At 36.4% G+C, this 24,735-nt stretch carries 26 protein-coding genes; 1 reads left to right on the top strand and 25 read right to left on the bottom strand.

Annotated elements, in window-relative coordinates; genetic code table 11:
* Positions 1–180: 180 nt before the first annotated feature.
* From lpdA to ACY9Z2_RS05015, 5 genes are read right to left on the bottom strand one after another with little or no spacing between them, the layout of a single operon-like run.
* The gene (gene lpdA / locus ACY9Z2_RS05035; protein WP_463608515.1) at positions 181–1,602 is read right to left on the bottom strand and encodes a dihydrolipoyl dehydrogenase; all 1,422 of its coding nucleotides are present in this window, start codon (positions 1,600–1,602) and stop codon (positions 181–183) included.
* A 15-nt stretch (positions 1,603–1,617) separates the two neighbouring features.
* Entirely contained in the window at positions 1,618–2,709 is a 1,092-nt protein-coding gene (gene buk, locus ACY9Z2_RS05030) for a butyrate kinase (protein ID WP_463608514.1), read from the bottom strand.
* A 33-nt stretch (positions 2,710–2,742) separates the two neighbouring features.
* Positions 2,743–3,837, bottom strand: coding sequence for a branched-chain amino acid dehydrogenase (bcd, locus tag ACY9Z2_RS05025; protein ID WP_463608513.1), 1,095 nt, complete (start codon positions 3,835–3,837; stop codon positions 2,743–2,745).
* A gap of 11 nt (positions 3,838–3,848) precedes the next feature.
* Entirely contained in the window at positions 3,849–4,751 is a 903-nt protein-coding gene (gene yqiS / locus ACY9Z2_RS05020) for a phosphate butyryltransferase (RefSeq protein ID WP_463608512.1), read from the bottom strand.
* A gap of 59 nt (positions 4,752–4,810) precedes the next feature.
* Entirely contained in the window at positions 4,811–6,886 is a 2,076-nt protein-coding gene (locus ACY9Z2_RS05015) for a sigma 54-interacting transcriptional regulator (protein WP_463608511.1), read from the bottom strand.
* Between the two features lie 247 nt (positions 6,887–7,133).
* Here ACY9Z2_RS05015 and ACY9Z2_RS05010 point away from each other — a divergent pair, with 247 nt between their 5' ends.
* Complete coding sequence (locus ACY9Z2_RS05010; protein ID WP_463608510.1) at positions 7,134–7,373, top strand: DUF2627 domain-containing protein; 240 nt, start codon at positions 7,134–7,136, stop codon at positions 7,371–7,373.
* Positions 7,374–7,515: 142 nt separating this feature from the next.
* Here the strand turns inward: ACY9Z2_RS05010 and spo0A are convergent, their stop codons facing one another.
* The 20 genes from spo0A to spoIIIAC form a co-directional block, all read right to left on the bottom strand.
* Positions 7,516–8,295: a sporulation transcription factor Spo0A gene (spo0A, locus tag ACY9Z2_RS05005; protein WP_463608509.1), complete on the bottom strand. Its 780-nt coding sequence runs from the start codon at positions 8,293–8,295 to the stop codon at positions 7,516–7,518.
* 232 nt (positions 8,296–8,527) lie between these two features.
* Positions 8,528–9,808 (bottom strand): SpoIVB peptidase, encoded by a 1,281-nt coding sequence (spoIVB, locus tag ACY9Z2_RS05000; RefSeq protein WP_463608508.1) that lies wholly within the window; start codon positions 9,806–9,808, stop codon positions 8,528–8,530.
* Between the two features lie 277 nt (positions 9,809–10,085).
* Positions 10,086–11,789, bottom strand: a complete 1,704-nt coding sequence (gene recN, locus ACY9Z2_RS04995; protein ID WP_463608507.1) for a DNA repair protein RecN — start codon at positions 11,787–11,789, stop codon at positions 10,086–10,088.
* A 17-nt stretch (positions 11,790–11,806) separates the two neighbouring features.
* The gene (ahrC, locus tag ACY9Z2_RS04990; RefSeq protein ID WP_463608506.1) at positions 11,807–12,256 is read right to left on the bottom strand and encodes a transcriptional regulator AhrC/ArgR; all 450 of its coding nucleotides are present in this window, start codon (positions 12,254–12,256) and stop codon (positions 11,807–11,809) included.
* 23 nt (positions 12,257–12,279) lie between these two features.
* On the bottom strand, positions 12,280–13,104 hold the full coding sequence (locus ACY9Z2_RS04985) for a TlyA family RNA methyltransferase (protein ID WP_463608522.1): 825 nt from the start codon (positions 13,102–13,104) through the stop codon (positions 12,280–12,282).
* 15 nt (positions 13,105–13,119) lie between these two features.
* Positions 13,120–13,719 (bottom strand): hypothetical protein, encoded by a 600-nt coding sequence (locus tag ACY9Z2_RS04980; protein WP_463608505.1) that lies wholly within the window; start codon positions 13,717–13,719, stop codon positions 13,120–13,122.
* Positions 13,720–14,399: 680 nt separating this feature from the next.
* Positions 14,400–15,284, bottom strand: a complete 885-nt coding sequence (locus tag ACY9Z2_RS04975) for a polyprenyl synthetase family protein (protein WP_463608504.1) — start codon at positions 15,282–15,284, stop codon at positions 14,400–14,402.
* A gap of 2 nt (positions 15,285–15,286) precedes the next feature.
* Positions 15,287–15,517 carry an exodeoxyribonuclease VII small subunit gene (locus ACY9Z2_RS04970; protein ID WP_463608503.1) on the bottom strand — a complete coding sequence of 77 codons (231 nt, stop codon included), beginning with the start codon at positions 15,515–15,517 and terminating at the stop codon, positions 15,287–15,289.
* Positions 15,504–16,862, bottom strand: a complete 1,359-nt coding sequence (xseA, locus tag ACY9Z2_RS04965) for an exodeoxyribonuclease VII large subunit (RefSeq protein ID WP_463608502.1) — start codon at positions 16,860–16,862, stop codon at positions 15,504–15,506. Before xseA ends, ACY9Z2_RS04970 begins: the two co-directional genes overlap by 14 nt.
* On the bottom strand, positions 16,852–17,712 hold the full coding sequence (gene folD, locus ACY9Z2_RS04960; protein WP_463608501.1) for a bifunctional methylenetetrahydrofolate dehydrogenase/methenyltetrahydrofolate cyclohydrolase FolD: 861 nt from the start codon (positions 17,710–17,712) through the stop codon (positions 16,852–16,854). The genes xseA and folD overlap by 11 nt, the downstream gene beginning before the upstream one ends.
* A gap of 15 nt (positions 17,713–17,727) precedes the next feature.
* Complete coding sequence (gene nusB / locus ACY9Z2_RS04955) at positions 17,728–18,108, bottom strand: transcription antitermination factor NusB (protein WP_463608500.1); 381 nt, start codon at positions 18,106–18,108, stop codon at positions 17,728–17,730.
* 363 nt (positions 18,109–18,471) lie between these two features.
* Positions 18,472–18,861: an Asp23/Gls24 family envelope stress response protein gene (locus ACY9Z2_RS04950; RefSeq protein WP_463608499.1), complete on the bottom strand. Its 390-nt coding sequence runs from the start codon at positions 18,859–18,861 to the stop codon at positions 18,472–18,474.
* An 82-nt stretch (positions 18,862–18,943) separates the two neighbouring features.
* Positions 18,944–20,299, bottom strand: a complete 1,356-nt coding sequence (gene accC, locus ACY9Z2_RS04945) for an acetyl-CoA carboxylase biotin carboxylase subunit (RefSeq protein WP_463608498.1) — start codon at positions 20,297–20,299, stop codon at positions 18,944–18,946.
* Positions 20,300–20,312: 13 nt separating this feature from the next.
* A complete protein-coding gene (gene accB, locus ACY9Z2_RS04940) occupies positions 20,313–20,819 on the bottom strand; it encodes an acetyl-CoA carboxylase biotin carboxyl carrier protein (protein ID WP_463608497.1) in 507 nt (168 codons plus the stop codon).
* A gap of 234 nt (positions 20,820–21,053) precedes the next feature.
* On the bottom strand, positions 21,054–21,608 hold the full coding sequence (locus ACY9Z2_RS04935) for a SpoIIIAH-like family protein (RefSeq protein WP_463608496.1): 555 nt from the start codon (positions 21,606–21,608) through the stop codon (positions 21,054–21,056).
* 13 nt (positions 21,609–21,621) lie between these two features.
* Entirely contained in the window at positions 21,622–22,263 is a 642-nt protein-coding gene (gene spoIIIAG / locus ACY9Z2_RS04930) for a stage III sporulation protein AG (RefSeq protein WP_463608495.1), read from the bottom strand.
* A complete protein-coding gene (gene spoIIIAF, locus ACY9Z2_RS04925) occupies positions 22,260–22,880 on the bottom strand; it encodes a stage III sporulation protein AF (RefSeq protein WP_463608494.1) in 621 nt (206 codons plus the stop codon). The genes spoIIIAG and spoIIIAF overlap by 4 nt, the downstream gene beginning before the upstream one ends.
* A 10-nt stretch (positions 22,881–22,890) precedes the next feature.
* Entirely contained in the window at positions 22,891–24,069 is a 1,179-nt protein-coding gene (spoIIIAE, locus tag ACY9Z2_RS04920) for a stage III sporulation protein AE (RefSeq protein ID WP_463608493.1), read from the bottom strand.
* A gap of 28 nt (positions 24,070–24,097) precedes the next feature.
* Positions 24,098–24,490: a stage III sporulation protein AD gene (gene spoIIIAD / locus ACY9Z2_RS04915; RefSeq protein ID WP_463608492.1), complete on the bottom strand. Its 393-nt coding sequence runs from the start codon at positions 24,488–24,490 to the stop codon at positions 24,098–24,100.
* A gap of 6 nt (positions 24,491–24,496) precedes the next feature.
* Positions 24,497–24,703: a stage III sporulation protein AC gene (spoIIIAC, locus tag ACY9Z2_RS04910; RefSeq protein WP_404452980.1), complete on the bottom strand. Its 207-nt coding sequence runs from the start codon at positions 24,701–24,703 to the stop codon at positions 24,497–24,499.
* Positions 24,704–24,735 lie beyond the last annotated feature (32 nt).

The raw sequence follows: 24,735 nt of genomic DNA, 5'->3' as shown, positions 1-24,735 counted from the left end.
CTTTTCACCTGTCTCTCTATTTGTACGTCGCTGTGCAGTCGCCTTCGCTTTTCCTTGTCTAGCTACGGCTTCTAGCGTCTAGCAAATAGATATTCAGGATGAACGTAGGGGAAAACACCCTACTTTTCACCTGTCTCTCTATTTGTACGTCGCTGTGCAGTCGCCTTCGCTTTTCCTACCTTACCCGTGTATCTGTTTTCCATCTACAGCTAATGCCGCTTCTCCCATTACTTCTGCTAAGGTTGGATGTGGGTGAATACTTTCGGCAATTTCCCATGGAGTTGCATCTAATACTTTAGCAAGACCAGCTTCAGAAATCATATCTGTAACATGTGGCCCTATCATGTGACACCCTAACAAATCATCTGTCTTCTTGTCAGCAATAATCTTTACGAAGCCATCTGATTCCCCATGAACTAAAGCTTTACCAATTGCTTTGAATGGAAACTTACCTACTTTTACGTCAAAGCCTTTTTCCTTTGCTTGCTTTTCTGTCAATCCAACACTAGCAATTTCTGGATTTGAATAAATACAAGTTGGTATGTTTTCATATTCAATTGGGTGTGTCTCTTGGTCAGCCATGTGTTCCACAGCCACAATTCCTTCATGTGATGCAACGTGTGCTAATTGCATACCACCAATTACATCTCCAATTGCATAGATATGTGATTCTTTTGTTTGGAAAAATTCATTGGTTTGAATGAACCCTTTTTCAACAACAATATCTGTGTTCTCTAAACCAATATTTGTAGTGTTTGCTTCTCTTCCGACAGAAACGAGCATTTTATCAGCTGCGAAACTCTCATTTTTACCATTAATTTCTGCCTCAATTTTAACACCACTGTCTTTCGTTAACGTCTCTGGTAGCACTTTTGCTCCAGTTACGAACTGTATACCTTTCTTTTTCAACAGCTTTTGTGCTTCTTTTGCAATTGCTTCGTCTTCAGTTGGTAAAATTTGATCTAGATACTCAATGACTGTTACTTCCACCCCAAAATCGGCAAGCATTGAGGCCCATTCGATTCCAATAACTCCACCTCCAACAATGATGATTGACTTTGGTAATTCTTCCATCTGTAATGCTTCGTCTGAAGTCATAACAGATGATCCGTCAATTTCAAGACCCGGTAGTGATTTTGGTTTTGAACCAGTAGCAACCAATACGTTTTTAGGAACGATCATTGTATTTTCATCACCATTTTCATATTCAATAGAAATGGTACCTGGCATCGGTGAAAAGATACTTGGTCCTAAGATACGTCCAAATCCTTCATAGACATCAATTTTCCCTTTTTTCATAAGACCTTGAACGCCTTGATGTAGGGTTTTAACAATGCTAGTTTTTCTTTCTTGAACCTTAGTGAAATTTAATGTTGTGTCCTTTGTATCAATTCCATATTCACTGGCTTCTTTTGTTTGTCGTAAAACCTCTGCACTACGAAGTAACGCCTTTGAAGGGATACAGCCTCGATGAAGACAAGTCCCACCTAAGTCTCCCTTTTCAACAATAGCAACCTGTAATCCCAGCTGTGAAGCTCTTATTGCTGCTACATATCCGCCTGTTCCTCCTCCAAGGATGACCAGATCATACTCTTTTGCCATATATTTTTCGCTCCTTTAATCTTGAATAGTCGGATAAGTTTTTGGTGATTCTTCATTACGTAGTACGCGCAACGTACCTTCTGTTAATGCTTGAAGTTCATTTTCACCTGGATAAACAATGGTATCCGCAATCCAGTTCACCCGTTTTGAAATCATTTCTACAAATGATTTTCCATACGCTAAACCACCAGTCATAATAATTGCATCAACCTTGCCTTCTAACACAGCACTCATAGATCCAATTTCTTTAGCGATTTGGTATGCCATTGCTTCATATGTTTCTTCAGCAACTTTATCTCCACTACTTATTCGTTTTTCTACCTCAACAGCGTCACTTGTTTGTAAATAAGCAACTAAGCCGCCTTGACCTACTAATTTTTTCATCATTTCATCACGGTAATACTGACCTGAATAACAAAGAGATACTAAATCACCAGCAGGAACTGTTCCAGCACGCTCTGGTGAGAAGGGACCGTCTCCATGTAATCCGTTATTCACATCGATAACTCTCCCATTTTTATGTGCACCTACAGTGATTCCACCACCCATATGAGTGATAATTAAATTTACTTCATTGTAAGGTTTTCCAAATTCTTTAGCTGCTCGTCTAGCAACCGCTTTTTGGTTAAGGGCATGGAAAATACTTTTTCTAGGAATTTCCGGAACTCCAGAAATTCTCGCAATATCATCAAGTTCATCAACTACCACTGGATCGACGATGAAAGCAGGAATGTTTAGTCCACTAGCAATTTCATTAGCAATTATTCCACCGAGATTAGAAGCATGTTCACCATTGAATCCCTGTCGCAAATCATGAAGCATTGCGTCATTGACTTCATATGTTCCACCTTCAATCGGACGAAGTAAACCGCCTCTACCACAAACTGCACTTAATTTGGATATATTAATTCCCTCATGATCTAATTGTTCTAGTATGACATTTTTACGGAAATCATATTGTTCTATTACTCGATTATAATTTGCAATCTCATCTACATCATGTCGGATTGTTTTTTCAAAGATACATGTCTCATCATCAAAAACTCCTATTTTGGTAGAGGTAGATCCCGGATTGATCACTAAAATACGAAATGTTTGTTGTTGCAATGCTGTTAACCTCCGTTACGTACCTTTTTAAACTTATCTTCTACTTAATGTGTGGTGGCCATTTAATAAGAACTGGCTTCTTGATGCTCTAACAGATGCAATGCGCTCTTCTGCCATACGGTCTGCAGCAACATAAGATGGAACATTATCTCGTTTTGAAATCTCGAATATTTTTAATAAAATATCATAGATTGTCTCCACATTCTTCAATGCGCGTTTAGCATTATATCCATTTAATTCGTCCGCTACATTAATTACTCCACCAGAATTAATAACATAGTCCGGAGCATAAACAATACCCATTTCATGAATAATATCACCATGCTTTGTTGATTTAAGCTGATTATTTGCTGAACCAGCAATAACTTTAGCTTTAAATTGCGGGATTGTTTCATCATTAATTGTTGCACCTAGTGCACATGGTGCATAGATATCACAATCTACACTGTAAATATCATCCGGGTCAACAGCTTTTGCTCCAAATGCATTTACAGCGCGATCAACTGCTTCTTTATTGATATCCGTTACAATTAGGTTTGCACCTTCTTCATGTAAATGCTCACAAAGTGTATAAGCAACGTTTCCAACACCTTGTACAGCTACAGTTTTCCCTTCTAATGAATCGCTACCGAACGCTTCTAAAGCAGCAGCCTTCATTCCTTTGTATACACCAAGTGCTGTTACTGGAGATGGGTTCCCTGATGAACCAAACTCTGGTGAAATTCCTGTTACAAAATCTGTTTCTAAGCGGATTAAATCCATATCGTTAACTGTTGTACCTACATCCTCAGCAGTAATATAGCGCCCGTTCAATCCTTGAATGTATCTACCAAAAGCACGGAACATTTCAGGATTCTTATCCTTTTTAGGGTCCCCAATTATAACTGTTTTACCGCCTCCAAGATTAAGTCCAGCAGCAGCATTTTTGTATGTCATGCCTTTAGCTAATCGTAATGCATCTTCAATTGCTTCAGCTTCTGATTTGTACGTCCACATTCTAGTTCCACCAAGTGCTGGCCCTAGTGTTGTATCATGAATTGCTATAATTGCTTTTAATCCTGAATTTTTGTCTTGACAAAATACTAGTTGCTCGTAGTCATATTTCTCCATATAAGTAAAGATTTCCATTATTGTTCCTCCTAAAATTGTTTTGATGACACTAGTGCGAGTGCTAAAGAATATAATTTGCTCGATGCTGAATCAGCGCGAGATGTTAATACAATAGGAGCGCTTGCCCCACTTACTACCGCTGCTACTTTAGCATTTGCAAAATACATAAATGATTTATATAACGCGTTTCCAACTTCAATTGTTGGAACTGCGATAATATCGGTTAATCCTGCAACTTCTGACTGAATGTTTTTATGTTCTGCAGCCTTTAACGATACCGCATTGTCAAATGCAAGTGGACCATCAACTACACAGCCCTGTATCTGATTTCGATTTTGCATTTGGCTTAGAACAGCTGCGTCAACAGTAGCTTGCATAGCAGGATTTACTACTTCCACTGCAGCAAGCGCAGCTACTTTTGGTTGCTCTATTCCGATCCCATGAGCGATTTTTACTGCATTCGTAATAATTTCAGCTTTCTCTGTCAGGGTTGGTGCTATATTCATTCCTGCATCAGTTAAAAAGATTAGTCGTTCTTGGTTCGGAATCTCAAAAAGGGCAACATGTGATAGCACTTTCCCAGACCGAAGTCCATATTCCTTATTGAGAACAGCTTTTAAAAGTGACTTTGTTGACACATTACCTTTCATCAAGATGTCCGCTTTTTTACTGCTCACTGCCTTCACTGCTTCTCCGGCAGGATCCATTTCTTCAGAGACTACTTGAATTCTTGATGAAGTTATATCTAGTCCAATTTCTTCAGATGTATTATTTATAACCTCTTCTTTTCCAAAGAGAATAAACGAACATAATTCTTCACTAATAGCATCGCGCACTGCCATAAGCACTTCGATATCTGCCGCATTGGCTACTGACACTATTTGATTCTTTTCCTTTTTAGCATCACGTTTTAATTCTTCTAGGTTTCTCATCTCAACCTCCAATATGTAAGCGCTTTAAACTGTAATTACATAGCATACAGAATTATTTGTTATGAAAAATCCTGCATACTATACTTTTCGATGCGATATTTTTCCATTTTATAATACAAATTACGAATAGAAATATTTAATTCTTTCGCTGTTTTTGTCTTATTGTAATGATTTGCTTGGTAAATTTGCTTAATATAAGTTGCTTCAAATTTTTCCACCGCATCCTGTAGTGTGCCCTGTTTCCCATCAATTCTTTCCAATTCATTCATGTTTATTGGCCTTGTGGAAGTTAAGCTTGGGATATGTTTCAATTTTATTATTTCTTCGTTTGTATCCATGTAAATCATGGCTCGTCCTAAAACATTTTCAAGTTCTCTCACATTTCCAGGCCAGTGATATGATGTTAAAAAATTTAATGCTTCCTTATCAATTGTACGGACATTCCTTCCGTAATCCTGATTAATTTTGTAGATCAGATGTGTGACCAATTCCGGTAAATCATCTATTCGTTCTTTAAGCGATGGAATATAAATTGGTAATCGATTCAAACGATAGTATAAATCTTCTCGAAAAGTTTTACTCGTAATAGCTTTTTCTAAGTTAGCATTCGTTGCAGTTATGATACGAACGTTTATACTTATTGGATCTGACCCACCAACTCGTACAATTTCATTCTCTTGTAAAACACGTAACAATTTTGCTTGCATAGGCAATGAGAGCTCGCTGATTTCATCTAAAAAGACGCTTCCCAAATTCGCTTCTTCGAACAAACCTTTTTTTCCACCGAGCTTAGCTCCAGAAAATGCACCTTCTTCGTATCCGAAAAGTTCAGTTTCTAACACGTTTTCTTCGATTGCTGCGCAATTTATTCGGATAAACTTATTATGTTTCCGATCACTTTCATTATGAATTGCGTGGGCAAAAAGTTCTTTACCTGTACCAGATTCCCCTCGCAATAACACGGTTGCAGGAGTTTTTGCTCCGACCTTTGCTTGTTCAAGAGAAAGTTTCATTTCTGGCGACGAACCGATAATATCATCAAATGTGTACTTTGCTTCTAAATTACGAATGATTTGCCTTGCACGTTTTAATTCGCTTGTTAAGGATTTAATCTCGGAGACATCATGCAAAACGCCGACGCTACCTTTTATTTTGCCGTCCACTATCACTGGTGCAACGTTTACTAGCACATCCTTTTTAGATGCTCCAACTTTCATACGTACTCCTCTTACAGGTCTACGAGTCTCGAGTACCTTCATGTGCATACTTTCGCCTTCTGAAATATCAACCGTGGCTGGTTTTCCTATAATTTCATCCCTAGAAAGTCCTGTGATTTTTGTATAGGCAGGATTAATCATTAACCCATTACCATTTTCATCCACTACCGTAATTGCTTCATCAGATGATTGGATAATTGCTTCAAGCATAATTTTTATTTCTTTTAAATCCGTGTTTTCTTCTGCAAGATCGACAACTTCTGTAATGTCCTTAAATACTGCAAATGCTCCGACAAGTTCATCATCTTCATTTATTATGGGAATTCGCGTTGTAATAATTTTTTTCCCATTTTCAAGCATCAATTTTTGATTTACTTCTCGTCTACGACTACGTAAAATTAATGGTAATCTAGAATTTTCAATCACAGCCTGAATTGGACGATTCATGGACTTGGATTTCGAAATACCAACAATTCGTTCTGCACTTTTATTAATGAATTGAACATATCCTTCATGATCAACAACGATCATGCCATCCCGGATATTATTTAATATTAATTCTTGATTCGTTGTTTCCATCTTTAATTGTCCAACAAGTGACTCTTTCTCGACCATTAATTCCGAAATAATATATGCTACTGACCCCGGTATCACTACTGTTCTTCTGCTCCGTACTTCTAATATTTCATTTAACACAGCTTCATTGCCGGTAGCCTCAATGATGATATCCAACTCATCATCTATCCAATTTTTCCAATTGTTATCTGTATGTATATCAAGCTTCCTTGCAAGATCCATGCCAACAGCGCTATCGTTGATATCGATTACACCGACAATTTGCATGGTGTCCGTCTCAGATAAAATTTTTATTAAAGCATTTCCGCCTTTACCAGCACCAACAATAAGCACTCGCTTCATTTGATCCCACCTTGCAATTTTTTGCACACGTATATTGTACGTTAATCTGCAGGATTTAGCAAATTTTATTTTGTTTCTATTTTTTTCGTGCTTTTGTTATACTAATTACATAAGAAAAGCGCAAGCGCCCGTTTAGCAACGTACAAACTGCGCCCACGCAACGTGGGTGGTTCGATGTTGCACGCAAAGCTTTTCGTTTATACTTTCTTTGCTTATTAAAAAGAAGATTTATTAAAGGGGTTTCATCATGATTCGAATTATCGCTGTTTTACTTCTTGTTATACCAGGGGTTATTTCAGCCTACGGAATAAAGCTAATGCGTGATGCATTATTTGAAGAACTGTATCCTATATTTTTTCACCTAGGTATTCAATTTTTTGTTGGTTTTATATTATTAATTGGTGGAATTTCGTTCATAGGAGGATTCATTGTTCATCGAGATCGAAAAAGAAACTATAATGCGAAGGAAACAAATATGAAAAGTTAAGTTAAAATGATTGCTCGGCTTATCGGCAATCTTTAATGGCGAAAACCTTAAACTATCCTACAATACATAAAAAGAGTCAGTTCCCTTAACTTCAACAATATGTTGTAGCTACGAGAGACTGACCCTTTTTGTGTTATTTTTATTAGCTCGCCTTATTATCTAAACGCAATCGATCTGCGACCATTGCAATAAATTCTGAGTTCGTTGGTTTTGCTTTCGAAATGCTAATTGTATAACCAAATAATTCCGATATCGAATCTATATTACCTCTACTCCACGCGACTTCTATTGCATGACGAATTGCACGCTCTACTCTTGAGGCAGTCGTATTATATTTTTTCGCAATATCCGGGTATAATACTTTAGTTATTGATCCTAAGAGTTCAATATCGTTATAAACCATTGTAATTGCCTCACGCAAATACATGTATCCTTTTATATGCGCTGGAACACCAATTTCATGAATAATGTTTGTAATATTTGCTTCTAGGTCTTTCTTTTGCTTCCCTTTTTTATTAACTGATTTTGCCTGTGTCGGCTGAACATTTCTCCCTTGAACTTGGCGAATTTGATCAGCTAAGTTATCTAGGTCAAATGGCTTTAAGATAAAGTATGCAGCCCCTAAGTCAACCGCTTTTTTCATTACTTCTTCCTGACCAAAGGCTGTCAGCATAATGACATTTGGATATTTATTACGTTCTGAACCTCTTATTGATTGAAGTACAGCTAAACCGTCCACATGAGGCATAATTATATCTAAAACCAATACATCTGGTTCCATTTCATTTAACATGTCAAGACAGTCTCTACCATTATGTGACGTTCCAATTACCTCTATGTCTTCCTGTCCGTCAAAATACTCCTCCATCACCTGTACTAACTCACGATTATCATCGACTAAACAAACTGAAATTTTTTCCACTTTTATTTCCTCCTTTATGTAAAATAAACATTTCCCACGCTATAGTTTCGACATCAATTCCGTATAACCTGCTAAAATTTAAAAAAACTTTATTTAATTGAAAAATATCTTTATTTTCCTCCGTTTTTCTTATCATTTCGCTATCATGTGATAAATTTTGACAAAGTATCAGTCACTTTGTCGAAAAATAAAAATAAACCCACACAATAAATGTGTGAGCTTATTTTCTAGATTAGCTTGCTTTATTTTCTCCTTTATAAATGTCAATTCCTGCTTCTTTAAGCATCCACTCAATATAAACGCCATAGCCTGAAGTAGGGTCATTAACAAAAACATGTGTTACTGCTCCAATTATTTTTCCATTTTGGATAATTGGGCTTCCACTCATACCTTGAACAATACCACCTGTTTTTTTCAATAGTTCAGGGTCTGTTACTTGAACAACCATACTTTTCGTTGCAGGATATTTTTGTGGTACACTACTTACAATTTCCACATCAAAAGCTTCCACTTTTTCTCCTTCTAATACCGTCAATATTTTTGCCGGTCCTTCTTCAACTTCATGTGAAAGTCCAACTGGCATCGGCTTATTATATTTACCGTTATCCATTTTTTGATTTAATTCACCAAATATCCCATATGGACTATTTTTTGTAATGGTACCAATTTTTTCAGCATCGACTGAAAACTTCGCTTGTTTCTCACCTGGGGTTCCGTTAGTTCCCTTTTCAATCGAGGTTACTGTCGAATTGACAATTGCACCATTATAAATTTCTATAGGTTTTTGCGTATCCATATCGGAAATTACATGCCCTAGTGCTCCATACTTACCTGTCTCGCGATCATAAAATGTCATCGTACCTATTCCAGCTGCCGAATCTCTAATATAGAGTCCGATTCGATATTCATCAGCTTTAGCATCCATCACTGGTTTAAGCTTCGTTTTTATTTTTTCATTTCCACGTTTAATGGTTACATTTAACGCTTCGCTAGCCTTACCAGCTTTTTCAACTAATGGTTTTACATCCTGCATTTCTTTAATTTTTTCCCCATTTATCTTTAGGATAATGTCACCTACTTTAATATTTGCTTTTTCCCCAGGTGACAGTGTTTTATTTTGTCCATTCACTTGATGATGTCCAACCACCAATACGCCAACTGTATGCAATTTTACCCCGATAGACTGTCCACCGGGAGTTATACGTAGATCCTCCAACACATCAACGTCTACTTTTTTTATTGGAAGTCCTGCCATTGTATAAAACAACTCATTTTTGCCTGCTGAGACGGTTTTAAACTCGTTTGAGCTTACAGCTTTTACAGTCTCATTTGTTGTTTCTACATCAACAGAATGACCTAAGCTTGGAACAGAAATCGGCGATTCATCATTGAAAGTAACAATATTATTGGGAATGGAAAGATATTGCTGAACTGGGGTGTAAAAAGGTAAAGCAACAAGCGCTGCAAAAAGTAACACTCCTATACAAATACGTAATTCATTACGATACTTCAATCATTTCACTCTCCTCAATTCCTAACCCAATCTTTGTCTGTACCTTTAATTTGACCGAACCAAGTTATTTTTAAACTGGTCAATAACAAGTAAACCTGTGTAACATTTCCTATAAAAAAAACGCATAGTAAAGATTTGTAAAAAAAGCAATGATTTTATGTATGATCTGTCTTTCCTCTATGTAGGAGAAAGCCTTATTTACTGATATCAGTAAATAGTAGAACAAAAAATAAAAAACCAGATAACTTATCTTCTGGTTTTTAACTAATTTTATCCATTATAATTTTAGTTTTATGGAATCTGCTAATTGAAGCATTTCTCTTGCATGCTGCCTAGCGGTGTCAGTAAGCTTTGCTCCTGTTATCATTCTACTCAGTTCATCAATTTTTTGCTCATTGGTAAGCTCTTTTACAGCGGTAATGGTTCGCTTATTTTTTTCATTTTTTTCAATTAAGTTATGCGTATCAGCCATGGCGGCTACTTGAGGCAAATGCGTAATGCAAAGAACCTGTGATTGTTCTGAAACATGGTTAATTTTTTCAGCAATAGCTTGAGCGACTCTTCCACTAACTCCAGTATCAACTTCATCAAATATTACACTTGTTACACCTTGATGTTGTGCAAATATCTTTTTTAAAGCTAACATAATTCTGGATAGTTCTCCGCCCGAAGCAACCTTGTTCATCTCCTTCAGTGGTTCCCCAGAATTGGTAGAAATTAAAAATGTGATATGATCAAACCCATTTTTATGGAGGTGAGGGTGTGTATCATCATCTTTCTTATCAAATGCAATGGAAAATGTGGCTTTATCTAGATATAAGTCCTTTAATTCATGATGAATTTCTTTTGTTAGTTCTTTAGCTGCTTTTTCTCGAATATCATGAAGTTGTTTTGCTTCTAAATAGGCATCTTGCTCCATTTCTTCAATTTGATGTTGGAGGTTTGATAAATGAGAGTCCTTATTCGTTATTTCTTCAATTTCTTCTTGAATTCTACCCATATACTCGATGATATCATTCACAGTAGGTCCATACTTCTTTTTTAAACGATTAATTTCATGTAATCGAGATTCAATTTCGTTTAGCCTGTCAGGATCATGCTCTAACGTATCCCGATAATTTCTTAGGTCAAATGATAGTTCTTCGACAAGGTAAAAATGATTTGCTAATTCCTCTGCCTTTTTTGCTAAAAATGGATCATAATTTTTATTATCTTCTAACGACTGTAGCGCCATACGTAACCATTCAATGCCTTTTTGTTCACCGTATAATGCATTATACGCATCCTGAATACCAACATAAATACGATCAAAATTAGCAAGATTACCCCGTTCTTCTTCAAGCAATTCGTCTTCATTAGGTAAAAGATTTGCTTGTTCAAGCTCGTCCAATTGGAACGTTAAGAGATCTAACCTATGCGCTACCTCTTGTTCATTTTCATTTAACTCCTGATACCTTTTTTTTAACGTTTGTAATCGATTGTATACTGCTAAGTACTCTTGTTTCGACTGATTGATGATTGGCTCATTATACAAGTCAAGAAGTTCAATATGGTTATCAGGATCCATTAACGCTTGAGTTTCATGCTGACTATGTATGTCAATTAGTGTTTTTCCAAATTCTTTTAAAATGGCAAGTGTAACTAACTTTCCATTTACCCTACAAATGCTTTTACCAGCGGAAGTAATAATTCGTTGTAAAACAACCATGTTATCAGTAATTTCTATTCCATAATTTTTCCCAACTTGATAAATATTATGACCTTTGTTATCAATGGAAAACAATCCTTCTATTTCTGCCTTATTTGAGCCATGTCGTACAAATTCCACCGAACCACGTCCGCCAGCAAGTAGCTGAACAGCATCTATAATAATTGACTTACCTGCACCAGTTTCTCCTGTTAACACAGTCAAACCTTCGTGAAAAGTTATGGAAAGTTCATCTATAATTGCAAAATCACGTATAGATAGTTCTGTTAACATATAAACCTTCTCCTCGTTTACAACATATTTAAGAACCGTTCTTTAATCATAGAAGAGTCTTTTTCATTTTTACAGATAATCATGCACGTATCATCACCACATATTGTTCCCATGATTTCTCCCCATTCAAGATGATCAATCAAAACGCCCACCGCATGAGCATTTCCTGGCAGTGTTTTTAGAACGATAAAATGACTAGCGTGGTCAACTTTTACGAATGTATCTCGTATTAAGCGTTTCAGTTTTTCCAATGGATTAAATCGGTGATCAGATGGTAGGCTATATTTATATCGACCACTAGACGTAGAAACCTTTACTAATTGTAATTCATTAATATCCCTAGAAACTGTCTTTTGTGTTATATTAAACCCCAATTTTTCTAGCTCTTGAACGAGCCTATCCTGGGTTTCAATATCATACTTCATTATTAATTCTCGAATTTTTATTTGCCGTTGTGTTTTGCTCATTGAATTTCCTCCAAATGGGAAATTTATTTTCCATGTAAACTGGAATGTGCATGATCTACAACTTCGTATATTAACGCCGTATTCACATCGGTGGTCCTTACATCGGAACTCCAGCCAAGGTGAGCTAAGAATTCAATATTACCGTCTCCTCCAGTGATTGGTGAATAAGTTAATCCGCGTAACTGATATCCTTCCTTTATAGCAAATTGAATAATATTGTTTACTACTTGAGAATGTACGGATTTATCTCGTACAATACCCTTTTTTCCAACCTGTTCTCTACCAGCTTCAAATTGCGGCTTAATTAAAGCTACAACATCACTATTATCGTTAAGTAATAACTTTAAAACGGGCAAAATTAATTTTAGCGAAATAAATGAGACATCAATAGTGGCTATATCTGGAGTACCTTGCATTAACATATCTGGGGTTACATATCGGAAGTTTGTTCGTTCCATAACTATTACACGTTCATCGTTTCGTAGTTTCCAATCCAATTGATTATACCCAACATCAATGGCGTAGCATTTTTTTGCTCCATTTTGCAAAGCACAATCGGTAAAGCCACCTGTAGACGAACCAACGTCTACCATTATTTTATCTTTCATGGAAATAGTAAATTCTTTCAATGCTTTCTCAAGCTTAAGACCACCTCTACCCACGTAAGGAATTAATTTACCTTTAACAGTGATTGGAATATTCTCATCAACCTTTACTCCTGGTTTGTCTAAGCGATTTTGCTCTGAAAAAACGAGTCCTGCCATTATTGATCGTTTGGCCTTCTCGCGTGTTTCCATTAAGTTACGTTCGACTAACAACACATCTAAGCGTTTTTTGCCCATTACAATTAAATCCTTTACTGATTATTTGATTTTATTATATTGCTTCTCATTTTTTGGTAAAACTTTTATTTTTAATTTGCGTTCAATTAACGAGACCGCTTTGCCTGCAAAGAAAATAATAGATGTTGATGCATTTATAGCTGCATATTTACCAAGTGCTTTCCCACCAACCGTAATTGCAGCAACTATACTCGTTAAAACTACGGATAATGTAATTTGACCGGTAGATCCTTCACTTTGACCAAATAAATCGGCAATTTGTAGTACAACAATGGCAGTGGCAGTACCACTTACAATCCCCGATATATCACCAATAACATCATTACAAAAGCTTGCAAATTTATCGGCATTACGAATGATGATAACTGCTTCTTTTGCACCGTGAACTTTCTCTGCTGCCATTGCATGAAATGGTTGCTCATTTGCTGCGGTAGAAGCTATTCCGAGCATATCAAATAGCACTCCAATAGAAACAATGACTAGTACAATTAATAGTCCTACAACCCATATCACATCACTTAACAGAGAGGAGGAAATAATTGTAAAAATAGCCGCTAACACAAAAGTGATAACGGCAATTGTTAAACTAAATTTCATCGATCGTTTTATTTGTGATTTCATCATATACCTCAAAACTAAATTATGTATAGTTGGAATGGTCATTCAAAAGGTAAAAACTGCGGCTTAGGTCCAGTAGGTTTTCCCAAATAAGTACCCCATGTTGCCATAAGGGCGGTTCCCCTTTAAACCTATCTTAGCATAGTCGCCTATTGCTAGACTGGATTACCACTTAGTCCACACTATAATCCCTTTTAAATGTCAATGCGAACAGTCTAGGAGATTTCCTCAGCAGCCTTTTTGGCGTTTCCTAGCCTCTTTTGCAGTGACGATTTCATAGAGATAAAATGTACAAATTAGTGGCCAACTAATTTGTAATCCTGTAACTCTAATCCCCTCGAAACACCACTCAAGGCAGGCTACGCTACATGTAAGAATTCCCTTCCTTACAATGCAGGTTCATACCCCATTCCATAATGGTCCCTAGGCTTAGTTACCACTACAGCGATGGGCCTCCGCGGTAATAGGGTCAACGCCCACATGCCTTTGTGGATCGCCCTAAAACCTTAACTCCCAGCACTGACCCAAGGCTGGGCGCCTCAAGCCAACACAAGGAACTTCATCGATGTGCCCTTTGGCGGATTTTTAGGCCCGCCTTCAGAAACGGAAGACTGACTAGAATACTGCACCATTCCATTTATGCATATAGTATATCATATTTTACACTTCATATCTATTTTTTGTTAATGATTTCGAGTGCTGAAATAATCCGTCAACTGCATTAAATAAGAGTTCGTTGCATTAGCATTCTTTAGTGCTTGCTTTGCTAATGCTACATATTTTTCCTTCTGCTCTAGTGCGCCTTGGTTACCTAATAGTTTTGGATATGTACTTTTGTTGTTTAGCTGGTCACTGCCAACAGGTTTACCGAGCTTTTCTTGATCACCTGTCACATCCAAAATATCATCTTGCACTTGAAAAATAAGCCCTAAATAGTACGCAAATTCGTCCAAGTAATTTAATTGCTCCTCAGTTGCATTTCCAATATATGCACCTGTTTTAATTGCAAATTTAATTAATTCACCAGTTTTTAATGCATGGATATTTTCTAATTGCTCCAGTGAGACTGGTTTCTGTTCAGCTTCCATATCTAAAATTTGACCAGCAACCATTCCTTTTGGACCACTTGCTTTTGATAATTCACGAATCAAAAACACCTTAGCTGCATCAGTTAAATTATTATCGGAAGCGACAATTTCAAAGCTATATGTAAGCAGTGCATCTCCTGCTAATATTGCTGTAGCTTCATCAAAGACAATATGATTTGTAGGTTTTCCTCTGCGCATATCATCATCATCCATCGCCGGTAAATCATCATGTATTAATGAATACGTATGGATCATTTCCAATGCAATTGCTGGCGCAATTATTTCATGCTTATTTGTACCATATGTGTCATAACTTGCAATCATCAAAATGGGACGAAGTTTTTTTCCACCAGCTTGAAATGAATATAACATAGATTTTTTTAATTGTTCCGGTATATCCAACTGATGTAGCGCTTTATCAAGCTCTCGTTCAATAAATTGTTTATTTTCTTCTATATAAGATGCTAATGTCGCCTGCACAGTTAATCCTCCTCCTGTATGTCAAAAGGGGTTAACTCTCCCTGTTCATTCATAATTTTCGTCATTTTTTCTTGAACATTGATTAATTTATCGTTACAAATTTTCGAAAGCTTCATACCATCTTGATAGTAATTAATAGCTTTCTCTAATGGAACGTCCCCTTCTTCTAATTGTTCCACAATCTTTTCTAACTTTAGCATTGCTTCCTCAAAAGATAATTCATTCTGATCCATATTCCTCACCCTTTTTAATAGCTTCTACTCGGCATGTCAATTCTTCATGTAATAATTTCACGTGTATTACATCATTTTTTTTCGTTTGTGCTCCCGATTTAATAATGTTTCGATCCTGATCAAAGGGAATGGCATAACCACGTTTCATTATTTCTAGTGGATTTAATAAAGTTAATTTATCAATCATTGTCGCAACCTGTTTTGATTTCTCAGTCGTGATATGAGATATTCCAGTTGTAAGTTGTTTCTGTAATTGACCAATGCGTTTTTCTAACTGTTCCATTTGTTTTTCTGGATGATGATTTGCTAGACGTTTTTGACTTGTTTTTAATGTATCGTGATTTTTATTAACGGTATTTTGTACTGATTTGCTTAACCGTTCAACTAACTTATCAAGTTGTTGTTCTCTTTGGTTTACTTGTTGCTCAGGATATTTAAAAGCATACGATTGCTTTAATCTTTTTAACTGTAATGATGATGATTGAAGTATATTTATCATTGATCGATTTAAAGATCGATTAATTTTTAAAAGTTTATCTTTCAATTCTACTTGTGATGGTACTGCTAATTCGGCAGCACCTGTAGGGGTTGGGGCGCGTAAATCAGCAACAAAATCACTAATCGTAGTATCTGTTTCGTGACCAACAGCTGAAATAATTGGTATTGTTGACTGATAAATGGCATGTGCCACTATTTCTTCATTAAAGCCCCATAATTCTTCAATCGATCCACCGCCACGACCAATAATTAATACATCTAGATCTGATTGTTCCTGTGCTTCTCCAATACCTTTAACTATTGATTTTGCTGCATTTACACCTTGTACTAAAACTGGAATAATAGTAATCTTAACGATTGGATACCTACGTTTTATTGTCGTAATAATATCCCGAACTGCTGCACCTGTTGGGGACGTAATTACTCCAATATGTTTTGGATACGTTGGTATCTCTTTTTTATGTGCTGGATCAAAATAACCTTGCTTCTGTAATTTATCCTTAAGTTGTTCAAAAGCTAAATATAATGCTCCAACACCGTCAGGCTCCATTTGTCCAATGTACAGCTGATATTGTCCATATGGTTCAAATACTCCAACATCTCCTGTGATTAAAACCTTCATCCCGTTTTCTGGTTGAAATTTCAAAGATTTATTATTTCCAGCAAACATTACTGCCTGTATTCTTGTTTGATCATCCTTAATTGTTAAGTACATATGACCGCGACTATGCAGTTTAAAATTAGAAATTTCACCTCGTACAAACACTCGGTTTAAATGTGGATCTGTATCAAATTTTCGTTTAATATACTTGGTGAGTGCTGTAACTGTAAGGTATTTATCCTTCACGTAACGCCATTCCTTTAGCAGACTTAATTGTGTTTTGAAGGAGCATAGTTATTGTCATTGGTCCAACACCTTTCGGAACTGGAGTAATAAACCCTGCAATTTCTTTTGCTTCATCGAATTGCACATCACCTGTTAATGAACCATTTTCCAGACGATTTACGCCCACGTCAATTACTGTTGAACCCGGTTTTATATAATCGGCACCGATCACATTTGGCTTTCCAACAGCAACAACCAATATGTCTGCTTTTTTAGTGAATTGTTTTAAATCTTTCGTTCTTGAATGGCAATATGTAACGGTAGCATTTTCATTTAACAACAATTGTCCTACTGGCTTACCAACAATATTACTTCTTCCAATAACGACTACGTGTTGCCCCTCGATCGGAATATTTTTGGATTTAAGCATTGTTACGATACCGTGCGGAGTACATGGTAAAAATGTATCTTTACCAGTCATCATCCGACCAATATTAACTGGATGGAATCCATCGACATCTTTTTCAGGATTAATGTGCTCAATTACCTTTTGTTCCGCGATATGTTTTGGTAATGGCAATTGTACTAATATACCATGAACGGTTGGATTGTCGTTTAAGTCCGTAATAATAGCCAACAATTCATCCTCACTTGTTGATTTTGGAAGCTCAATAATGTCAGACGATATTCCAGTTTCAGCACTTGCTTTCTCTTTGCCCCTTACATACGACTTGGAAGCGGGATCTTCACCGATTAGAACTACTGTTAAGTGAGGTATTATTCCTTTATTTCTTAACTCAGTTACTTCATTGCTCATTTCATCCTTTAATTGCTGTGCTAATTCTTTTCCATTAATTATCTCAGCAGACATAACATTATTCCCCTTTTACGCTATGATTTTGGACAACACACCATTTACAAATTTCCCTGATTTTTCGTCTCCATATTTGTTAGCAAGTTCAACAGCCTCATTAATAGAGACATTTGTTGGAACATCATCCATTTCCATTATTTCATACGTTGCAATCCGTAGAATGGTTTTTTCAACCGACGCAATACGTTGGATGGTCCATTTTTCAAGGTGATTAGAAATGCGTTCATCTACCTTGTCTTTGTTTTCCGTAATGCCCACAACTAGCTTCTCTAGAAATGGATCAATCTTGTCCGATTTTACACTTTCAGCTAATGCTATTGCAGGTTCTATTTCATTCAAATCCATTTGAAATAACACTTGAAATGCTTTTTCTCTTGCTGCATGTCGATTCATCATTCATTACTCCTTTAAACGTATCTCTTCAAATAATAACACGAACCATATTCCAATGCTAGACAAGAAAAGCGTAGGCGACTGCTTAGCGACGTACAAATAGATAGACAGGTGACACGTACGGTGCTTTTTCCGTACGTTCATCCTGACTATCTATTTGCTAGGCGCTAGGAGCCGGAGATAGACAAGAAAAGCGCAGGCGACTGCTTAGCGACGTACAAATAGATAGACAGGTGACACGTACGGTGCTTTTTCCGTACATTCATCCTGACTATCTATTTGCTAGGCGCTAGGAGCCGCAGCTAGACAAAAAAGAAAAACGGCTAAAAGGATTCAGTACCTTCTAACCGTTTCGTTTACTACCTATACTTCTGTACTTTCTTTTCCGTCCATCTGAATACCAACCACATGAACATTAATCTCAGCAATCTCCAGTGCAGTCATGCTTTTAAGGGTTTGTCGAATATTCGTTTGTAATTCCTCGGCAACCTTTGGAATTGACACACCGAAATCTAAAACTACATAAAGATCAATTGTAATTCCACCATCTTGTAGTTCTACTTTCACACCCTTACTGTGAGACTTTTTACCAAACCGTTCAACAACCCCTGTAGCAAAATTTCCTCGCATGGAGGAAATACCATTCACCTCTGAAGCTGCTATACCGGTGATTATTTCAATTACTTCTGGAGCAATTTCCACTGTTCCTAAACTATCATCTTCACTAACGTTTAACAAAGGCTGTTCACTCATTGAAACACTCCCTTATTTTTACTTTAAAGTAAGAATAAATCTAAGATTTTAGCAATAGATCGCATCGAGAAGCTTAGACCTTCTACTCTTTCTCAAGTATAGGGTTTTCTTCAAGGAAATTTGTATTGAAGTCACCTTTTACGAAAACATCATGTTCCATTATTAAACGGTGGAATGGAATAGTCGTATGAACTCCCTCAACTACAAACTCATCTAGTGCACGTCTCATACGATTTATCGCTTCTTCGCGAGTCGGACCATAGGTTATTAGTTTCGCAATCATTGAATCGTAAAATGGCGGTATCGAATAACCAGGGTATGCTGCAGAATCAATTCTTATACCGAAACCACCTGGTGGTAAGTACATTTCTATTTTTCCTGGAGACGGCATGAAATTTTTAAATGGATTTTCTGCATTTATCCGGCATTCAATTGCCCAACCATCAAAAGTAACATCCTTTTGCGTAATGGATAATTTCTCGTTATTAGCAACTCGGATCTGTTCTTTAATTATATCTATTCCTGTTACTAGTTCAGTTACAGGGTGTTCTACTTGAATACGTGTATTCATCTCCATAAAATAAAACGCATTACTTTTTCGGTCGAAAATATATTCAATGGTTCCCGCACCCACATAATCAACGGCTTTTGCCGCTTTAACGGAAGCTTCACCCATTTTATTGCGAATTTCTTCATTCAGGGCAGGTGAAGGTGATTCTTCTACTAGCTTTTGTAATCTTCGTTGAATGGAACAGTCACGTTCACCTAAGTGAATAACGTTACCGTGTTTATCTGCGAGTATTTGTATTTCTACGTGACGGAAATCTTCAATAAATTTTTCTAAGTAAACACCTGGGTTACCAAATGCCGTTTCAGCTTCTTTCTGTGTAACACGAATACCCTTTATCAAATCTTCTTGGTTTCGTGCCACGCGAATACCTTTACCACCACCACCAGCAGTTGCTTTAATGATAACAGGATATCCGATTTCATCAGCTACCTTTTTAGCTTCATCTTCATTTTCAATAATACCTTCAGAACCAGGGACAATTGGTACATTCGCCGCCTTCATCGTTTCACGTGCAACGTCCTTAATTCCCATTTTTTGAATGGATTGAGCCGACGGTCCAACAAAGGTAATATTACAAGCGTTACAAATCTCTGCGAAATCAGCATTCTCTGCTAAAAATCCATAACCTGGATGAATAGCATCTACCTTGGTTAATGTTGCGACGCTAACAATATTCGTGAAATTAAGATAACTATCTTTACTTGCAGTTGGTCCTATACAATATGCCTCGTCTGCTAATTGTACGTGTAGTGCTTCTTTGTCTGCCTCCGAATAAACAGCCACCGTTTGGATATCCATTTCTTTACAGGCGCGAATTATTCGAACAGCAATTTCTCCTCTGTTAGCAATTAACAGTTTTTTAATCACTTATTCCATCCCCTTATTTAGTCTTTACTCTAAATAGTGGTTGACCGTACTCTACTAGTTCCCCATCTTCCACTAAAATTTCCACTATTTCACCAGATACTTCTGCTTCAATTTCATTAAATAGTTTCATTGCTTCAACAATACACACAACCGTATCCTTTGAAACGCTGCTTCCTTTTTGAACATACGGATCACTTTCAGGTGATTCTGCAGTATAAAGCGTTCCAACCATAGGTGAAACAATTTCATAATCGTAATCAGCTTTTTCTTCCTTTTTCACTTCTGGTTCTTTTGCTTCTGTAGCTTTTGTAGTTTCTTCAACCTTAGTTACTGGTTCTTTTGCTTCTTGTACTTGAACAGGTTTTTGTTGTTCAACTACTGGTGCAGGTGATGCTACAACTTCACCGCTTCCAGCTTTTTTCAAAGATACCTTTGCATCCTCTGATTCGTAGGAAAATTCATTAATCGATGACTGATCAATTAGTTTTATTATTTCGCGTATTTCTTGTACTTTTAACATGCTCGGCACTCCTTCTTCATTATAAAAATAAGAACAGGTACTAATAACTCCTCTTAACATTTTACGCTAAATACTAGTTAAACTTCAACCCAATAGCAAATAATTACGAGGAATCAAGTATGTATAACGTATTCAACCCAATTATACCAATATTAGTAGCCATTTGCGAATAGTTAGTAAAATTATAAAGGCTCTAGCCGATATGCTAGAGCCTTTTCTTATTCGTTAATATGATTAAGTAGCTTTTCTAAATTCTACTACTACTGGAATTTCGCCAAATTCGTCGCGTACCAGTTGCATGATATTAACTGTTTCTGTTTTTGTTAGCTCGCTTTCTGCTTTTACATGAACCTGAACTTTTTCTCCATTAGATCGAACTAATACATCCTGGTATTCAGCATTAGCTGCAATCGTTTCTTCTAGAGTAAACTCTTTTGCTGCTAACTGATCCAATTCAGCCATTTTATTTAATGCTTCGTTTTTCGCTTCAGTTGATGCAGAACTTGAAGCAACTACATCATCTAACCGATCCTTAATTTCACTGCGTGTATCCTGAATGTTCAATCGAAGCGTTGCAAAGAACTCATCTTGTCCACTTTCAGCGATATCTACATCAGCTTCCCCTTCTGTAGCTTCTGAATCACTAGTAGTGACTACACCATCATCTTGCTCAAGCCCCTCGTTAATAAAAGCTTGATCATCCATATCTGGTGATGTCATGTAGTAGACACTTAACACAATCATTAGACTTAGCATTGTTAATAACCATACAGTTTGTTTTTTCAACATAAATTAATCTCCCCTAACTTTTTGACATTACTGAAACTCTATGTGTTGGAACATCTAAAACCTTTGATACAGCCTCAATAACCCATTTTTTTACTGTCGCTTGTTCTACCCCTTTTGCAATAACAAATACTCCTCTTACCTCAGGTTTTTTCGTCTGTACTAATAAAGGGACTTCTTTGTCGCCTTGTCTTACTAACACTACTTGAGATTCCTTCGTATAGTCCTCTATTTCACGTGTACCACCGTTTTTATCAGTTTCCTCAGTGGTTTGTTTACTTGTAATTAAATTCTTTTCATACACTTTTACTTTAGTTGAATCAAGATTTACCATAATCTCTACATCAGAAACTCCATCAATCTTGTTCAATAAATCTTGAAGTTCCTTTTCGTAACTTGATTCTAAATCCTTCACATTAGATGTCGATGATTTTTTATCACCTAATGTGGGTTTCGATTCTTGTTGGGTTGGTACGGAACTTCCAATAGTTTGTTCGTGAGTTGGTTCTGTTGATGAATTGGAAAAGACATTTGCAATAATGATTAAGAGTAAACCGGTAATTCCAATTACGATTAATGATTTTGTTTTCTTTGTTGGTGGCTTTTTTGTCGTGTTAGCCTTTTCAGTTTGAAAAAATTGCTTCAAAAAATCCTTCAAGATGTCCCCCCTTTCCAGACCACAGTAATTTCCTTATTTTCTACTTCCCATATATCCCGCAGAAGTTCTTCCACCTTTTCTAGCTTTGGGCTATCCTTGTTTCGATGTGTTTTATCTGTATTGATTACGATTTCATCTACAATAGTTACACCCTCCTCACTTTCTTCTGCATGATCTATATAAACAATGACTTCCTCTAAATCGTCGAATGTAGGAGCTTTTTCTGATGCAAATAAGAGTTCCATATCTGTGATAGCTACTTGGTAAGATTCTAGTAAAGGGGTCTTAGCAAGATCTATTAGTGGGACAGCCATTTGTTTTTCAATATATGCACGTTGTTGCTCTTGTATTTCACTTTTTTGAAATTCTATTGATTTTTTCATATCTGTTTTATTCGATATAGTAGCCTCAAGTCTTTCATATGAGTCATTTAACGCTTGCTTCACATCTATCTGAAATAAATAAAAAATTGGTTTTAAAAATACTAATATTAAAATTAACGCTATCACCAACTTAATATATTTTTTCATGGACGTAGCAGGTATGAGCAATTCAATGATGGTTGCGAGTAACATGAATATAATTATTTGTGTGATCCAATCAACAAACGCGTCCATGTACAACCTCCTAACGCAGCATTAAGGTAATGTTGCCAGCAACGACTAATATGACAATTGCTAAGAAAAACATGATGGTCACCGCAATTAATGAAGCTAATATGAACATAATGTATTTACTTATTACGTTTAAGCTCGTAATGATGGGGCCATCACCTATTGGCTGTAGTACAGCTGCCGCTACTTTATAAATAAATGCGATAGCGAATATTTTTAACGCTGGAAAAAGGGCAATTAAAATAATGATGATAAGCCCAACAATACCAACCGAGTTTTTTAGTAGTAGTGAAGCACTTAATATTGTGTCAGCAGCATCGGTAAACGTTCTTCCAACTATCGGAATGAAATTACCGGTAATAAATTTTGCTGTTTTCATAGCAACACCATCTGCTATCGCACTAGCTGCACCTTGTACAGATAAAACACCAAGAAAAATGGTTAGGAATACGCCTAACACTCCTAAACTAATAGACTTAAGCAAGTTGGCTAGGTGGGTGACTTGATATCCTTCAGTTAAGCTACTAACAATCAACAGTACTGCTGATAAGAACAACATTGGTAAGATAAAGTTTGATACTAAAAAACCACTAGCAAAAATTAAAAACACGATAATTGGATGAAAAAAAGAAACAGTTATTAGATTTCCAAAAGTAGCCATCAATCCTAAAATTAATGGCAAAAGAGCTAATAAAAAGCTACTCATGGCATCAATTGCATCTTTTGTATAAGTAAAAACTAGATAAAAACTATTTAATGCAATGAAAAGTAAAACCAAATAAACGGTAAAATATGCTATTTTACTAACCACACTTCGCTCAAATGCAGTGTGCATAGTTTGTAATAAAACGGAAAAGAGCGTCAGCATAAGAAGTAGACCAAGCAATTTACCATTTACGATAATTTCATGAAACAAATACTCTAGTAGTCCAAGTAAAGTACTTTTGATTGAGATTGATCCGTTGTTTTTAACAAATTCATACAAACTAGACTTTTCTAGTGCTGGTAAGTAACCGCCATATTTCCCTATCAAATCGTTCCAGTGCCCTTGAATGTTTTCAAGCGAAACCTTGTCTAATACTTTTTGTTCAATATCAGTTAAATTCGTGGATGCTGCAGCTGATACGGTGACGTCAGAAACTATTACAATCAAAATGGCAAGAATAAGTATGATTAATTTAGAACATTTCATCCATTCAGTTCTACTCCCTTCTCCATGATTAACTCACAGGTAAAAAGTTTAATATGGCTTCTATTACTGCTGATATGATTGGGACAGCTAATAACAAAATAAACACTTTTCCAGCTAGTTCAATCTTGGAGGCAACAGAAGATAGTCCAGCATCTCTCGTAATATTTGCACCTATCTCAGCAATATAGGCTATTCCAATAATTTTAAGAATTGTCTCCATGTATATACCATCGATGGACGCTTTTTCTCCTAATGATTCAATTAATTTTAAGACTGACCCGATTTGTGTAATGACTGCAGATAAAATAATGATTCCAGTAAGAATAATGAGTAAGTAGGCAATTGATGCATGGGTATCTTTTAAAATGATGAATAATAGGCTTGAAATGATGCCGAGTATAACTATTTGTAATATGTCCATTCGACTCTAACCTTGAAAGAGGAATACAGATTTTATTTGTTGAAATAAATCAGCTAAACCATTAACAACCATAATGAGAACAATAATGAAGCCCACCAAGGTCGCGAATTGAGCAATTTCTTCCTTCCCCATTTGCTTCAAAATGGTATGGATTAACGCAACAATAATCCCTATTCCAGCTATTTGAAATAATATGGATGCATCTGTGAGCATGGATGTACCCCTTTCCTTACTTTCCTCAAATT

It is taken from the genome of Virgibacillus sp. GM2-2, assembly GCF_055329585.1.
Note: the sequence above shows the minus strand (reverse complement) of the source record. Positions and strands in the feature narration are given on the sequence as shown.

Coding starts and splice junctions, on each gene's coding strand:
- lpdA (WP_463608515.1), bottom strand. CDS start 1,602: ATGGCAAAAGAGTATGATCTGGTCATCCTTGGAGGAGGAACAGGCGGA.
- bcd (WP_463608513.1), bottom strand. CDS start 3,837: ATGGAAATCTTTACTTATATGGAGAAATATGACTACGAGCAACTAGTA.
- yqiS (WP_463608512.1), bottom strand. CDS start 4,751: ATGAGAAACCTAGAAGAATTAAAACGTGATGCTAAAAAGGAAAAGAAT.
- ACY9Z2_RS05015 (WP_463608511.1), bottom strand. CDS start 6,886: ATGAAGCGAGTGCTTATTGTTGGTGCTGGTAAAGGCGGAAATGCTTTA.
- ACY9Z2_RS05010 (WP_463608510.1), top strand. CDS start 7,134: ATGATTCGAATTATCGCTGTTTTACTTCTTGTTATACCAGGGGTTATT.
- recN (WP_463608507.1), bottom strand. CDS start 11,789: ATGTTAACAGAACTATCTATACGTGATTTTGCAATTATAGATGAACTT.
- ahrC (WP_463608506.1), bottom strand. CDS start 12,256: ATGAGCAAAACACAACGGCAAATAAAAATTCGAGAATTAATAATGAAG.
- ACY9Z2_RS04980 (WP_463608505.1), bottom strand. CDS start 13,719: ATGAAATCACAAATAAAACGATCGATGAAATTTAGTTTAACAATTGCC.
- ACY9Z2_RS04970 (WP_463608503.1), bottom strand. CDS start 15,517: ATGGATCAGAATGAATTATCTTTTGAGGAAGCAATGCTAAAGTTAGAA.
- folD (WP_463608501.1), bottom strand. CDS start 17,712: ATGTCTGCTGAGATAATTAATGGAAAAGAATTAGCACAGCAATTAAAG.
- nusB (WP_463608500.1), bottom strand. CDS start 18,108: ATGAATCGACATGCAGCAAGAGAAAAAGCATTTCAAGTGTTATTTCAA.
- ACY9Z2_RS04950 (WP_463608499.1), bottom strand. CDS start 18,861: ATGAGTGAACAGCCTTTGTTAAACGTTAGTGAAGATGATAGTTTAGGA.
- accB (WP_463608497.1), bottom strand. CDS start 20,819: ATGTTAAAAGTACAAGAAATACGCGAAATAATAAAACTAATTGATCAG.
- ACY9Z2_RS04935 (WP_463608496.1), bottom strand. CDS start 21,608: ATGTTGAAAAAACAAACTGTATGGTTATTAACAATGCTAAGTCTAATG.
- spoIIIAF (WP_463608494.1), bottom strand. CDS start 22,880: ATGGACGCGTTTGTTGATTGGATCACACAAATAATTATATTCATGTTA.
- spoIIIAE (WP_463608493.1), bottom strand. CDS start 24,069: ATGAAATGTTCTAAATTAATCATACTTATTCTTGCCATTTTGATTGTA.
- spoIIIAD (WP_463608492.1), bottom strand. CDS start 24,490: ATGGACATATTACAAATAGTTATACTCGGCATCATTTCAAGCCTATTA.
- spoIIIAC (WP_404452980.1), bottom strand. CDS start 24,703: ATGCTCACAGATGCATCCATATTATTTCAAATAGCTGGAATAGGGATT.